At 62.9% G+C, this 13,448-nt stretch carries 10 protein-coding genes; 6 read left to right on the plus strand and 4 right to left on the minus strand.

Going from position 1 to position 13,448, the window contains the following annotated elements:
- Positions 1-15 precede the first annotated feature (15 nt).
- Entirely contained in the window at positions 16-1,059 is a 1,044-nt protein-coding gene (locus AC4DF4_RS05705) for a multiheme c-type cytochrome (RefSeq protein WP_490047145.1), read from the minus strand.
- A gap of 437 nt (positions 1,060-1,496) precedes the next feature.
- On the opposite strand from AC4DF4_RS05705, the gene AC4DF4_RS05710 reads away from it, so the two are divergent.
- The 4 genes from AC4DF4_RS05710 to AC4DF4_RS05725 are packed head-to-tail and all read left to right on the plus strand — an operon-like array spanning position 1,497 to position 6,940.
- Entirely contained in the window at positions 1,497-2,693 is a 1,197-nt protein-coding gene (locus AC4DF4_RS05710) for a 2Fe-2S iron-sulfur cluster-binding protein (RefSeq protein ID WP_490047146.1), read from the plus strand.
- Positions 2,686-4,443, plus strand: a complete 1,758-nt coding sequence (locus AC4DF4_RS05715; RefSeq protein ID WP_490047147.1) for a cyclic nucleotide-binding domain-containing protein — start codon at positions 2,686-2,688, stop codon at positions 4,441-4,443. Before AC4DF4_RS05710 ends, AC4DF4_RS05715 begins: the two co-directional genes overlap by 8 nt.
- Positions 4,425-5,261: a hypothetical protein gene (locus AC4DF4_RS05720; RefSeq protein WP_490047148.1), complete on the plus strand. Its 837-nt coding sequence runs from the start codon at positions 4,425-4,427 to the stop codon at positions 5,259-5,261. Before AC4DF4_RS05715 ends, AC4DF4_RS05720 begins: the two co-directional genes overlap by 19 nt.
- Positions 5,258-6,940: a cytochrome c3 family protein gene (locus AC4DF4_RS05725; protein WP_490047149.1), complete on the plus strand. Its 1,683-nt coding sequence runs from the start codon at positions 5,258-5,260 to the stop codon at positions 6,938-6,940. Before AC4DF4_RS05720 ends, AC4DF4_RS05725 begins: the two co-directional genes overlap by 4 nt.
- A 164-nt stretch (positions 6,941-7,104) precedes the next feature.
- Here AC4DF4_RS05725 and AC4DF4_RS05730 read toward each other — a convergent pair whose 3' ends face one another.
- Together AC4DF4_RS05730 and AC4DF4_RS05735 are read right to left on the minus strand one after the other, a co-directional pair.
- On the minus strand, positions 7,105-7,911 hold the full coding sequence (locus tag AC4DF4_RS05730) for a FecR domain-containing protein (RefSeq protein WP_490047150.1): 807 nt from the start codon (positions 7,909-7,911) through the stop codon (positions 7,105-7,107).
- A 5-nt stretch (positions 7,912-7,916) separates the two neighbouring features.
- A complete protein-coding gene (locus AC4DF4_RS05735; RefSeq protein WP_490047151.1) occupies positions 7,917-8,858 on the minus strand; it encodes a hypothetical protein in 942 nt (313 codons plus the stop codon).
- 57 nt (positions 8,859-8,915) lie between these two features.
- Between AC4DF4_RS05735 and AC4DF4_RS05740 the strand changes: the two genes are divergently transcribed.
- A complete protein-coding gene (locus tag AC4DF4_RS05740; protein ID WP_490047152.1) occupies positions 8,916-10,853 on the plus strand; it encodes a CHASE2 domain-containing protein in 1,938 nt (645 codons plus the stop codon).
- Between the two features lie 54 nt (positions 10,854-10,907).
- Positions 10,908-12,278 carry a hypothetical protein gene (locus AC4DF4_RS05745; protein WP_490047153.1) on the plus strand — a complete coding sequence of 457 codons (1,371 nt, stop codon included), beginning with the start codon at positions 10,908-10,910 and terminating at the stop codon, positions 12,276-12,278.
- A gap of 17 nt (positions 12,279-12,295) precedes the next feature.
- On the opposite strand, the gene AC4DF4_RS05750 is transcribed toward AC4DF4_RS05745, so the two are convergent.
- Positions 12,296-13,276 (minus strand): hypothetical protein, encoded by a 981-nt coding sequence (locus tag AC4DF4_RS05750; protein WP_490047154.1) that lies wholly within the window; start codon positions 13,274-13,276, stop codon positions 12,296-12,298.
- Positions 13,277-13,448: the final 172 nt, after the last annotated feature.

Below are 13,448 nucleotides of genomic sequence, written 5' to 3' on the forward strand. Positions count from 1 at the left end.
TGGCGGCTTCTTTAGTTATTCGGCGCCAGGCTTCAGCAGCCCGTCGAGCATCCTGACAAAGTGCTCCGCCACATCCACATCGAAGCTCTTCGGTGGCGGGGCGGCCTTGAAAAGCTCGTCGAGCGCCCCCTCGGCGAACGCCGGTTTCTGGCCGGATGCGATGAGGGATTGGTTCAGCCGGTCGATGGCCAGCGCCACGCGCTCGGCATAATACCCGACCGCCCACATCCGGTATTCATCGGCCACCGTCCCGAAAGCGCCGACCTCGAAGGGCTTGCGGTTCCGCATGAGTCTGTCGAGCGCCGCGCGGGTTTGCGCGGCAGTCATCGGCGCGCCGGAAATCCTTTTCGCGTAGTCATCCGCCGCCCTAACAATGCCCGTTCCCGCGCCGTCCTGCCAGCCGGTTCCGCTCGCCGCGAGCAGCTCCTTGATGGCCTCGATCTCCGCGTTCCTACGCTCGCCGGGTTCGCGGACGGCCTGCGCCGCAGCCTCGCGCAAGGCCACCGCCTGTCCGACGAGCCACGTCTTCGCGTGAGAGAAATCCGCGTCCTCGCGCCAATGCTTCGGCTCCTCAACCAGCAGCCCGTCGAGTTCGAAGATCAGCGGCGGATGGTTTGCTTTCACGAGTTCGTCGCTCAGGTTCTGGTGGCAGGCGACGCAGCTGTTCGCACGCTGGTAGGCGCTTCCCAAAGGCCGCATCCCCAGCTTTTCCAGCGCCGCCCGCGGGTATTCGGGGCGGGTGTGCGAAAGGATCCAGCTCTCGGCACCGCCATGGCAGTTCGCGCAGGAGAAATCCTTGTCCCCGGCCTGGCTTTTCGTGGAGGGTGCGAGCAACGCAGGCTCCACATTCCGCATCGGCGCGTGGCAAACCGTGCAGCTCGCCGAGCCCGCGGCACTCTCAATCCCCATCTTCCGCGCCATCGCTGCGGATTGCCCGTTCGTCAAAGTCGCGGAGGCGTGGAAGTGCGGGTCGGAGCGCTTCCAGATGGGGTAAGCCCCCCTGTCGAGCCCCGCGCCGCCGTGGCAACCGCTCGTCGCACAGGAGTCCGAGCCCAGCACTCTCGAAGCACCCGCCGGCTCACCCGGGGCGGCCGGCGACAAGCAGACCGAAACCATCACCGCAACGAATCGTGATCCTCCCCGCATCTGGCAAGTTTTCTAAGGCTCCGGTCGCCGTCGTGGCAAGCCAATTAACCATTCAGCCGCCTGGCGAAGCGGCGGGAGGAATCTGGTAAATTTCAGTTAGGCGCGGATGCAACGACCTTCGCCGAAGTAGGGAGTTGACCCGGCGCGGCGGATTTGGTTTTTCTCCACCGCAGGTCGGAAACGGTGCTCATGTTGTGTTAAGGATGGTCCCGGGCCGCCCGACAGGATCACCTAAATCCGGCTCCGGCAGCAACCAACCCCACCGCTTGGACGTGAACCCAGAGATCCTGCTTCGTTCCTCCGCTTTCTCGGATCCTATCTTGATCGTGGGCATGGGAGGGGCGGCACTCATGCTGGGATACATCGCCACGCAGTGGTGGGCGGCCACGAGCAGATACGCCTTCGAGGCGAAGCGGAGCCGCCTGGAACTGGACTCGCTGGGCAAGAAAATCGAGGTGCTCAACCTGAAGGCGCAGGCCGCGCCCGAGGTGGCGTGGAACGGTTACCGCAAGTTCACCGTCGCCCGCAAGGTGGAGGAATGCGAGGAAACCTACTCCTATTACCTGTCGCCGCACAACGGCAGGCCCCTGCCCGCTTTCAAGCCCGGCCAATACCTGACCTTCGAGCTCCAGCCGCCCACCGCTCCCAAACCCCTGATCCGTTGCTACTCGCTTTCTGACGGGGCTCTCAGCGACGACCACTACCGCGTCACGATCAAACGGTTCATGAAATCCGACGGAACGCCGGGCGTCATCTCCAACTACTTCGCCGACCATGTGAAGGAAGGCGACATCCTCAACGTGAAAGCCCCCTCCGGGAAATTCTACCTTGATGTCGAGGTGGACCGCCCGGTGGTGCTTATTTCAGGCGGCATCGGTATCACACCGATGCTGGCCATGGCCCGCATCCTCACCCACATGAAGGATCCCAGGGAGATCTATTTCTTCTTCGGCTGCCGCAACAGCATGGATCACATGTTCCTCGACGAGGTGATCGAGCTGCAGAAAAACAACCCGAACATGCGGCTGCACATCTGCTACAGCCGCCCGCTGGCGTCGGATATTGAAGGCGAGCACTACAACCACAACAGCCGTGTCACCATCGAGCTGATGAAGGAAGTCCTGCCCTCAAGCAATTACGAATACTACCTCTGCGGCCCCGGCCCGTTCATGGATTCGCTCGTCACCGGCCTCTACGATTGGGGCGTGCCGAAGAAGGATGTGAAATTCGAGGCCTTCGGCCCCGCCACCGTCAAGTCCGGCCCCAAGGAGGCCGCCGCCGCCGACACGCCCGCGATGCAGATCGAGTTTTCCCGTTCCGGAAAGACCCTGCCTTGGGAACCCGAGTCGGCGAACCTGCATGAGTTCGCCGAGAAGCACGGCATCGTGATTGAAAAAAGTTGCGGCGCGGGAAGTTGCGGTTCCTGCGCGGTGGCGATCAAGAAAGGCAGCGTCGCTTACGATCTCGAGCCCAGTTTTGATGTGGAGGAAGGAAGCTGCCTGACCTGCATCTGCCGCCCGGCCGGGAATATGGTGATCGATGCCTGAAGCTCTCGTCATGGCAATCTCCGACACCAACCTGACCGGCATCACCCGCCAAGCGGCCCGTCCGAAACGATGGGACGATCCGCTGGATCCGGACATGAGCGAGGCGACGCTCGACATGCTTCTGGCCTCGGAGCCGTTCGCCAGCATGGATCCGTCCCGATTCCCCGCAGGCACCCCATTGCGCGAGATTCTGCGGGCCGACACCGCGGTGCGCGAATACGCTCCCGGCGAGATCATCCTTCGCAAAGACGACTACGGCACCTCCGCCTTCCTCATGCTCGACGGCGAGGTGGACGTGGTGATCCGCCCCGACATCGATCCCGAGCTTTTGGGCCGCGCGCCGAGCGTGAAGAAAAGCTTCGGCGCGCGCCTCGCGCAGCTTTGGAACAACAACCCGGAACCCGAAGGCTGGCGGACACGCTCGCCGCGCGCGGGCGACAACATCAAGGGCTCGATCAACAAACAGCGGAGTTCCGTTTACCTCCAGGACTACCCGCAGATCGTTTCCGGTTCGCAGACCGCCAAGCTGGGAGCGGGCAGCATGTTCGGCGAAATTTCCGCGCTCAGCCGGATGCCGCGCACCGCGACGGTCGTCGCCTTCGCGCCGCAGACACGCCTGCTGGAGTTCAGTTGGGAAGGCCTGCGCGACATCATGAAATACGATGCCGCGCTGAAAACGCGGATCGACAAGATTTACCGCGAGAACTCGCTCAAATCCTTCCTCAGCCACCACCCGCTTTTCAGCCACCTCGACGAGGCCAGCTACCGCGAGCTTTGCGACGAAGCGCAGTTGGAAACCTACGGCGACTACAATTGGTCCGGCGCCTACAAGCGGCTGGCCAAGGACGGCGAATCATCGACGACCGCCAACGAGCCGGTGATCGTCAGGGAGGGCGAATACGTCAACGGCGTCCACATGATCCGCGCCGGGTTCTGCCGCGTCAGCCAGAAGTTCGGCGGCGGCGAGCGCACGCTCAACTACATCGGCGCGGGCAGCGTGTTCGGCCTCGGGGAAATGGCGAACCATTGGCAGAAGCCCGATGACGGCCTGCAAGCGCGGCACACGCTCCGCTCGCTGGGATACGCCCACCTCATTTTCATCCCCACCGCCGCGCTGGAGAAGTTCGCGAACCGCAAGTGGGCGGAGGAACAACTCGGTTCGCCGCTCCTGCCCGACATCACCGACACGGGCCTCGGCGAGGACGGGGAAGCCCCTCCGGCCGGCCTCATGGAGTTCATGGCGGAGCACCGTTTCCTGAACGGCACCAAGTCGATGGTCATCGACATGGATCGCTGCACCCGCTGCGACGACTGCGTCCGCGCCTGCGCCTCCACCCACGACGGCAACCCGCGCTTCCTGCGCCACGGACCGATGATCGACAACCTGATGATCGCCAACGCGTGCATGCATTGCGTCGATCCCGTCTGCATGATCGGCTGTCCCACCGGCGCGATCCACCGCACCAGCTTCGGCGGCGAGGTGGTCATCAACCCCGGCACCTGCATCGGCTGCGGTGCCTGCGCCGCGAACTGTCCCTACGATTCGATCCGCATGGTCGAGGTGCGATCCTCGAAAGGCGAGTTCCTCGTGGACGAGGATTTCCAACCCATCCTCAAGGCCACCAAGTGCGACTTCTGCGTGGAGCAGACCAGCGGCCCGGCCTGCATGAACGCCTGCCCGCACGACGCCCTCAGCCGCACGGACCTGACCCGCATCACCCCCCTCGCCCAGTGGCTAAAAAGGAAATAGAAATCATCCGCCGCCGTTTCGCGGGCATCTTTCTGACCACCCTGCTGGTGGCCGGGTTGGTCGCGGCTTACGTGGGATTCGCGTCCTCGTATCCGCGCCACCCCTACCTCAGCGGCTGGGTGCTGCTCGCGGTGATGCTCTTCCTCACCTTCTTCAATCTCCGGAAAAAAGTCCCCTTCCTCCGCATGGGCAGCGCCGGTTTCTGGCTTCAACTGCATGTCTATGTCGGCCTCTTTTCCGGCGCGTTGTTCATGGCGCACATCGGTTTTTCGTGGCCGCACGGCCTGCTGAACCAAATCATCGCGGGGAGCTTCGCCATCGTGTTCGTCACCGGCGTGCTCGGGCTTTGGATCAGCCGCGCGTTCCCGAAACGACTCACCGACGCGGGCTTCGAGACGCCGTTCGAGCGCATCCCCCAGGTGCGCAACCATCTCCGCGCGGAGGCGGAGGCACTGGTGCTCGCGGGAGTGGACGGCCAGACCTCGCCGGTGATCGCGGAGTTCTACACGAAGAAACTCGGCCTGTTTTTCACGAAACCCTGCAACCTCCGGGCGCACTTGCGCCGCTCCCAAGCCCCGCAAGCCGCCCACCGCTCGCAGTTCGACGAGATCCAGCGGTATGCCCGAAAATCCGAGTGCGAGATGCTCGACAAGCTCGCCGATCTCGTCGAGCGCAAGCACCTGCTCGACTACCAATACGCCCTCCAGCTCACCCTGCGGCTGTGGCTTTTCGCCCACATCCCGCTCAGCTATTCCCTGCTCATCCTCAGCGTGGCGCACATCATCGTCGTCCATTCGTTCTCCGGATCCGCCCCATGAAAAACGACAGGAAATCCCCGGAATTCGCCTCCAACGAGTATGTCCGCCCCAACCTGAACTGGGAATGCGGCCATACCTGCGAGGGCTGCCCGTGCCGGATCGGCCCCTCGCCGAAGGGCAAGTGCCGCGCCACCTACGAGTGCTCGCCCAGACTCGTCGTGAAGCCCGGCGAGTCGAAAGGCCACTGGACCTGCACCCGCCCGAAATCCGGCGGCGGCAAATGCGAGAACGGCCCGCTGCCCGACGGCACCTGCTGCAACGCGATCCCGAAATGCCAGCCGCGCCGCACCCTCCGCTCCGTGCGGAAACGCGCCGTCATCTTCACCTGCATCGCGACGGTCCTGCTCCTCTTCGTCGGAATCAGCCGCAGCATGCGCGACGACTTCGTCAATCCCGGCCCGATCTCCAGTGTCCACGCCAGCGAGCATTTCGCCAAGACGCACCGGGAAATGTCCGGCGACGCCAGCACCTGCGCTGCCTGCCATGCTGGCGCGAAGGACGGCGCCGGCTCCTGGCACACGAAAGCCCTCGGCGCCTTCAAGCAAGGCCTCGCCCCCGCCGACCTCATCAAGTGCGGCCCCATCGAATCCTCCGCCATGGACAAGAGCTGCCTCGCCTGCCACCAGGGCAAGGAGTTTCACCAGCCGAACATGCCGGCCGATTTCGCCTGCCACGAATGCCACAAGGAGCACGGCACCAGCGGCTTCATGCCCCCGGTGGACAACGCCTATTGCACCGCCTGCCACGGCTCCGCCGATCTCATGGCGAAATCCCGCGAGCTCGGCACGGGCGCGAACCCCCACGCCACCCCGGCCGGCGGCGATGGCAAAACCCAGCCCCGCGCGCGCCCCGAGGGCGGCTACACGGAAGTCATCACCGCCTTCCACACCGACCACCCCGAGTTCCGCCAGATCAAGGACAAGGTGAAGGACACCAACACGCTCAAGTTCAACCACGCCGCCCACATGGGCAAAGGCAACATGCCGCGCGAGCTCAACTGCGCGGAGTGCCACCAGCAGGACAGCCGCGGCGAATACCAGCTGCCCATCACCTACGGCAAGCACTGCGCGGAGTGCCACACCCTTCAGTTCGATGAGAAAACCCCCGGCCTCACCTTGCCGCACGGCGATCCCTACTACGTCCGCGCCTTCCTCCGCAGCCTCAACATCCAATACGAGGAATTCGGCCGCGACGTCGAGGGCGTCACCCGCCGCGAGGATCTGATCGAATATATCCGCGGAAAACGCGCCGCCATCGAGGGGCAGTACAAAACCGGCGAGGATCTCGAGCAAATGGTCTTCTTCTCCGACAAGGGCACCAAGTTCGCCGACGGCCAGCGCGCCGCCTTCACCGGATGCGCCGTCTGCCATGACGTGAAACCCGCCGAGGCTGCCAACGCCACGCCCAAGATCGAGAAGGTCGGAGTCCCCGTCCGCTGGATGACGCTCGGGAAATTCAACCACTCCCTCCACCAGAAAGGCCTCACCTGCCTCGACTGCCACGACGTGATGAAAAGCGAGCTCACCAGCGACCTCAACCTGCCCTCCATCAAGTCCTGCATCGACTGCCACAGTCCGCAGGGCGGCATCGACCACCGCTGCACGAGTTGCCACACCTACCACAACCCCAGCAGCCCGTTCACCCCCCTCGGCGAATCACCCGCCGAACCCGGCCAGTGAACCCCACCCCGCCTTCACAAGCCCGACGGACGTTAGATGCGCGCCCACCGGCGCGGTTGAAGAGAGTTTGAAATGAGATTGAGGAGCTTACGGCCGGTTGGTGCGTCACGACTTGTTCGCTTGTATTTTTGAAGAGGCCAGACATTAATAGGTGTGGCGTCGGCTCAAGGTGGGCCGCCTGTGCCATCTTGACCTGTCGGATTCAGCGGTTTGGGCATCCGATTGTCTTGGCTAGAACTCACGATGGAGCGCGAGGTGCGGCTTCCGGGTCCTGAGATGACATAGTTAGTCGGGAGCAAGTCGCCTTGCTGTTTGGCGAGTCGTTGTTCTTGGACTGTTTGTTGGATCAACTCTCTCACGTGTGGTGGCAGCGGGCCGAAGGTGCCTTTTCCTGCCAGAGGCGAGGTGGCGACCAGCTTGGCGATGTCGATGGTGACCGGTTCGGGGATCACTGTGGCATTCGGGTGCATGATGATCATCTTGCCTGCCGGCACTGCGACGCTGGTTTTACTGCCGTTGATCGAAAGCCTTTGGGTGCCCTCGAGGGTGAGGAGTTTGATCCATCCCCCGGGGCTGTACTCGAACATCACCGTAGTTCCGGTGATGGCCGCGGTGACGGTGGCGGTGCGGATGGTGGCTCCTCCCGCGTTTTTGGGAACCTGGAGTAATACGGACCCTTGTTTTAACTCCACGTTGCGCCCGCCTTCGCGAAAGCTGAAAACGGAGTTCTGCCCCAAGCGGGTGAGCGTGCTGTCGTTGAAGGTGAGTTCCGTGCGCGATTGGCGGCCGGTCTGCACCGACGATGGCGTGGCGACTTTCTCGCCGACCGTGGCGAGGTGGGCGGCGCTTGAGCCTGGATAGACTTGCACTTCATTGACGGCGACGGTCACGCTCGCCGTGCGGAGCGTTTCGGCGGCGGCGGCGGCGGCGGCGGGGACGAGCAGGGCGAAGAGCGGGATGAGAGTTTTCATAAAAGTTAGAATGAGTAGTTCACACCGAATCCGATTCCAGATTGCCACGCTTCGAAATCATTGGCATCAAGATCAGTATTGGAGTCGTGGTTGGTGTAAAAGACGTTGGTGTAGATGATGGCGTCCTTGCATGGCGTCCACGTAAGTTCCAGTCCGACGATGTGGTTCCAGTCTTCACGCCCGTCATGTTTGAAGTCCCACATCGATCCCGTCCACGAAAGAGTGGAGCTGAGGTGGTCTGCGAACCAATAGGTGTAACTCAGATCGGCGGAGTACTCGTTGCGTTCTTGTGTGTCCGCGTCGGCAGTGAGGTCGAAGGCGGCGTCCAGTCCCGCGGCTAATTGATACCTGGAAGCCAGCAGAAGATCCTTTTGGAGACCCGTGCGGATTCTCTGGGCGCTGTAACTGCTGTCTGAGATGCTGCCGGAGGTGATCCGCTGGTATTCATAACGGGTGAAGAAGACCAGGTCGTCGAGCTCGGGAATGGATTTGACGACTCCGATCCAAGGTTCGAAATTCTCGTAATCGCCCGCTTTGCTTCCTTCGAAGCGCAACAGCTCCTGTGCGAGTCCGATATCGGCAAACCAGCCGCAGGCGATCCGGGGGCGCCAAAATGCGGCAAGTCGGCTGGCCGAAAACCAGGCCGCCTCGTCATCGAGCGGGATCTCGCCTGGTGCGTTGTCGGTATAGCTGATGCTGGTGTCGAAGGTGACGTTGACCGGAGCGCGTCCGCTGTATGTTCCGAGGATTTGTTGCACTCCGAGGTCCGAGTCTGCCGCGGAAAACGGGGCGTAGCCGGGATTTTCAGTCGCCGAATCCGGTTCGATGGACGCCGGGTCGTAATCAGGCCGCGACGAGCCGAGAAACGGACTCAGGTCCGATAAGATGTCCGCACGGACGCTGGCCGCGGCGAAAATCGGGACAAGAAGGATATGGAGGCTTTTCATGATCTATGAAGGTTGCTATCCATCCCATCGACCGATGACAAGCCCTTCTTTGATCCTATGAAACGCTGGCGCAAGGGTTTCGCGTGCCTGGTGGGCGTTGCGGTGGTGATGCTCGGATTCGGGGTGTTTCCTTTTGGCCGGGCGTTGATCGAGAGGACGGACCGCGCGGTGGGTGATTGGATTGTCCGCAACAGTGGCGGCCCCCCCGAGAAGAAGGAGCTGGTGCTGTTGGGAATTGACGAGGCGAGTCTGGCGCTGGATGCGCTCGACCCGGCTGAGATCGCCGCCAGCCCGGCGCTGTCGTTGATGAGCACGCGTTTTCCGTGGGACCGGCGGGTCTGGGCGATGGCGATCGACCGTTTGGCGGGAGCTGGCGCGAAGTTGATCATTCTGGACCTGATCTTTTCCAGCGCGAGCGATCCTGAAGCCGATGCGGCACTGGCGGCTGCGATCCAACGCCATCCGGGACGGGTGGTGCTGATATCCACTTTCAGCCAGGGTGGGGCGGACGAGGCCGGCGGGGTCTATAATCTAATCGAGCCGCACGGGCGTTTCCTGGAGGGGGAAACCGAACCGCGTGTTGGATTTTCGAATTTCAAGTTGGATCCGTTCGACGGATTGGTGCGAAAGGCGCGCTACACCACCACCTTGGGCATCGAGAACGAAGGTCTGCGGCGCACCGGCGAGCGGGAGTTCCGCTCGCTGGCTGCGGAGGTGATCCATGCAATGGGCTTCGCCCCCCCATCGGGAGACCAGGAGCTTCGCCTGGCGGGCCACGACCAAACCGGCGCGATGGAACTCTACGCTCCGAAAAGCATCTATGGAATCTTCGCCGGGAAAGAGTGGGAAATGAACTATCAGAGCGGCGGGTTTTTCCGCGACAAGGTGGTGATGATCGGTCCGGTGGCCCCGAGATTTCACGATCTTCATCGGACTCCGATGGGCACGCTCACCGGGCCGCAGCTGCATCTACAGGCAATCGCGTGTGGCTTGGATCGGGCGTTCATCCGCCGGATCACCAATCCGTGGTCGGGGATGATTTTACTCGGCATGGTCGCTTTGGCTTGGACGGGTTGGGTGAGTCGCCCGATGCTGTCGGTTTTCGGGTTGATGGGGATCGTCGTAGGCGTGGCGGGACTCACGTTGTGGGCAGGCATCGCGCTATCGCTATTGCTGCCCGTGTCTGGCGGGTTGCTGGCGCTTGGCGCGGGTTGGACTGTGGCGCAGTCCTACGAGATGGTGACCGAGCGGCTTGAAAAGCGGCGGTTGCGGCGGGATTTCCGGCGCTTCGTCTCACGGGATGTGGCGGATGCCATGATCGACCAGCAGGATGACTGGCAGGTGACGGCGGCCGGTGTGAAACGGCGGGTCGTCGTGCTGTTTTCGGATGTGCGGGGTTTTACCGAGAGGTCCGAACAAACGGATCCGGGAGATCTCGTGAAGCAACTCAACGAGTATCTAACAAGCATGGTGGAGGTGATTTTCCGCCATGGCGGCACTTTGGATAAATTCATCGGCGACGCGGTGATGGCGCATTGGGGAGCGCTGGGCGGAGGTGACGAGCGGGATCATGCCCGCAAGGCGATTCTTGCGGCCCGGGATATGATCGCCGCGCTCGCCAAGATGAACGCGACTTGGGAGGCCGCGGGAAAAGCTCCGTTTAAAATCGGCGTGGGCCTTCATTTGGGGGAGGCCGTCGCCGGCGAGATCGGATCGCCGGACCGGACGGAGTTCGGCGTCATCGGGGATACGGTGAATCTCGCCTCGCGCCTGGAAGGACTGACCAAGGCATTCCATTGCGAGGTGATTTATTCCGAAGAGGTCAAGCGGGCTTCCGGGATGGATGACAGGACGATGGATCTGGGGCAAGTCAGGGTCAAGGGGCGCAGGCATCCAGTCAGGCTTTTCGGAATCGGGGACGAGGCCGAGGTCCGGGAGCAGCTCAAGTCCTTTGCGCGCGATGCGGAGGGTTGCATCGTCATGACGGTGAAATGAGGGTGCCAACAAAGCACTTGGCAATGCGGATGGAAATCCTACGATTTGGGCAACATGACTCAGTCCGCTACGGTCTCGGATTTGGCGCGGCTGCTGGCGGAATCCTTGGAGGAAGTGCGTGGAGGACTGGGAGTCGCGCCCGGTGTGGAGGAAATCGAAGCGGCCACCTTCCTGGTCTTCCAGGCAATGACCAGCCGGTCCCGGGATTATCACGGTCTTTCCCACCTGTTCAATGTCGCCGAAAACCTTCCCGCGCTTGCGAGGCTGGCGGCGATTTACCACGACATCGTTTATTTCCACGTGGACGGCGGATTTCCGCCGAATGTGAGCGAGCGGATTGGCGATGTGGTGGAGTGCCGTGGCGAGAGGATCGTCCTTGCCACCGCGCCGGATGAGATGGTGGCCGACCTGGCCGCCATTTTCGGATTCAGCCCCGGGCAGGAATTGAGACACGACGGCGGGCTGAGCGAGTTTCTCAGCGCCGCGCTCGCGGTGCGGGAGTTGGGAGGATTTCTGAGCGTGAAGGACCTGTGGGCGGTGGCCGCTTGCATCGAGGCCACCATTCCATTCCGCGCGGCGGTCCAGGGGATGACACCGGACGACCTGTTGGGAACGCGCCTTGGATCTCTGCGGCGCGGAACCGAAGCGCTGACGGACGTGGAAATCGAGGGGATTCAGATCCTTGCCGTCCGGATGTCCAACGCGGATGTCCAGAGTTTTGGCCAGCCCGATCTGGGCGATTTTCTCGAGAATACCTGGCAGCTTCTGCCGGAAACCAATCCGGAATTTCATAAAGTGGGTGCCTACTCCATCCGGAGCTATCGCGAGGCCTTGGTCCGCATGGAAGGATTCCTATCCAACCTCGATCCCCAGGTGATCTTCCGGCGGCACGGCACCACGCCTGGCGATGATGAATTCCAAGAGCTGCTTCAACGCGCTGGCAACAACCTGCGCTGCGCGTCGGAGTATTTGAGGGCCAATATCGCCGCCATGTTGGTGTTGGAAGCCTTGGCCGAGCTCACCGGTGGCGACGGGCCGATTTCCTATTTCACCGGGGCTTCAGGTTCCGGACAGCCGCAGATTCTCGATCTCGTTCATCATGACGGGGATCTAACGAAGTTCGCCCGGCCTGCGCTGGACGCCGAGGTGATGCGCGTTCTGAAGTTCGGTCGCGCCAGCGTCAACGGCTTCGACACTGCGTCGTCGTCGTTGGTGACCTACTTCTACGAATTGCTGGGCAGCGCCGGAATTGCCGAGTTGGTGCGCCGCGCCGGCGAGGTGGATGCCGGAAACCCCGACTGGAAATGGCTCCTGGCCGTTCTGCCGCGTGAGGTGGTGAGCGACGTCGCCATGGCGATCGCCCGGATTGCGGTGGTTCGAAAGGACCGGTTCCGCGAGTTTTGCAACCAAGGAGAAGCCGGGTAGTCCGATCATTGGCATTCTCACCGGGCTACGGCGGTGCGGACGAACTCGACGAATTTCGGGCGGTTGGCGGCGACCATTCCGGCCTCGCCGGCGATTTTGAAGCACCAGGTGACTTTGCCCGTGCGGAGGATGGCGGCGCTGATCGCGGCGTGGCGGTCGTCACTGAAGAGCGGCTCGGCGCTGACCATGTGGATGAGGGTGATGGCTCCTGCCGGGCTGCGGGTGGTTTCGCCGAGGGCGGGATCGTCGTCCTTTTCCAAGGGAGGGAGGCGGAGTTGGGCGCGCCAGAGGTTCACGTTCGCGAGGGTGGTGCCGCCATCGCCGGGGAGCGAAATCACGGAGACGTCGCCATCGATGGCATTGGGGCCGGAGGCGGGGATGCGGAAGCTCGCGAAGCGCTTTTCGCCGACATCGTGTTTCACCCATTTCGCCGGTGCTTGCAGGTCGATGCTTGGCGCTTCCGCCTCGGCGGAGGATCCAATTTCGACGCTTTTGAGGAAATCCATGAACCCGGGCCTGGCGGTCTCGAGGGCGAGAGTGGGGGAGTCGAGTTTGACGAACCAGGTTTCGCCGTCCACGGGGAAGATGGCGGCGAGGATGCTCCGCTCCGCGCCTTTGAGCTCGAACCAGCGGGCCTGCGATGGGTCTTCCTCGAGCGCGATGGCCTCGCCGTCTATTTTCTCCGCCGGTTGCAGGCCGACCTGTTCGCGCCAGCGGTTCACGTTCGCGGCCATGCCGCCGGCGTCGCCGGGGAGTTTGGAAACGGCGGCGGTGATGCCGGGGGCGATGCGGTAGAGGGCGATCTGGAACTGGCCGGGAGTTTCCTCCTCCCATGTCTCCGGGGCGATCCAACGGAGAGGTCGCGGCGGCTTGTTTTCCGGCGGGGCCGGGGTGGTCTCCGCCTCGGCGGAGACGGCGATGCGGAAGGTGGGGATTTCCTTTTCCTCGGTGCAGGAGAGCAGCGCCAGGGAGAGGGCGGCGAGTGGGAGGGGTTTCATGCCCATGGTTTAACCCGTCCCGCGTCCCCGCCAAGAGGGAAAATCATCGCGGAAAAGCTGCCAGCGGACGGGATCGCGCAGCAGCAGGCAAAGCATGGGCGCGGGGAGGGCGCGGCTCCGCAGCCGCCCCGGACGGCATTCCCCCCGGTCAGCCCTCCGCACAAACAAAAAC

It is taken from the genome of Luteolibacter sp., from assembly GCF_058122085.1.

What these genes read in the sequence shown, in the direction of transcription:
- AC4DF4_RS05710 (WP_490047146.1), top strand. Translation starts at nt 1,497, where the DNA reads ATGCTGGGATACATCGCCACGCAGTGGTGGGCGGCCACGAGCAGATAC.
- AC4DF4_RS05730 (WP_490047150.1), bottom strand. Translation starts at nt 7,911, where the DNA reads ATGAAAACTCTCATCCCGCTCTTCGCCCTGCTCGTCCCCGCCGCCGCC.
- AC4DF4_RS05725 (WP_490047149.1), top strand. Translation starts at nt 5,258, where the DNA reads ATGAAAAACGACAGGAAATCCCCGGAATTCGCCTCCAACGAGTATGTC.
- AC4DF4_RS05740 (WP_490047152.1), top strand. Translation starts at nt 8,916, where the DNA reads ATGAAACGCTGGCGCAAGGGTTTCGCGTGCCTGGTGGGCGTTGCGGTG.
- AC4DF4_RS05715 (WP_490047147.1), top strand. Translation starts at nt 2,686, where the DNA reads ATGCCTGAAGCTCTCGTCATGGCAATCTCCGACACCAACCTGACCGGC.
- AC4DF4_RS05735 (WP_490047151.1), bottom strand. Translation starts at nt 8,858, where the DNA reads ATGAAAAGCCTCCATATCCTTCTTGTCCCGATTTTCGCCGCGGCCAGC.
- AC4DF4_RS05750 (WP_490047154.1), bottom strand. Translation starts at nt 13,276, where the DNA reads ATGAAACCCCTCCCACTCGCCGCCCTCTCCCTGGCGCTGCTCTCCTGC.
- AC4DF4_RS05745 (WP_490047153.1), top strand. Translation starts at nt 10,908, where the DNA reads ATGACTCAGTCCGCTACGGTCTCGGATTTGGCGCGGCTGCTGGCGGAA.